The organism is Burkholderia sp. SIMBA_062, from assembly GCF_046534765.1.
Taxonomy (GTDB): Bacteria; Pseudomonadota; Gammaproteobacteria; order Burkholderiales; family Burkholderiaceae; genus Burkholderia; species Burkholderia ambifaria.
On sequence record NZ_JAWRYD010000681.1, the window covers coordinates 1 to 231 of the forward strand.

Annotated in this window: 1 pseudogene; it reads right to left on the reverse strand. The window is 69.7% G+C overall.

Annotated elements, in window-relative coordinates:
- A pseudogene (gene prpB, locus SB786_RS37915) lies at positions 1 to 231 on the reverse strand (methylisocitrate lyase); the annotation flags it as partial.

Sequence of the window (231 nt, forward strand, 5' to 3'; positions counted from 1 at the left end):
GGTCGCACACGTCGGTGATGCGGCGCACGTCGGTGAGCACGTCGTCCAGGCCACTGATACCCAGGTCCGGCAGGCCCAGGGAGCCGGCGGCCACGCCGCCACCGGACAGGTAGATGGCCTTGAAGCCGGCGCGCTTGGCCAGCAGGGCATGGTTGGCGTTGATGGTGCCAACCACCTGCAGCGGGTGTTCAGCGGCAACGGCGTCGCGGAAACGCTGACCGGGGGTGCTCT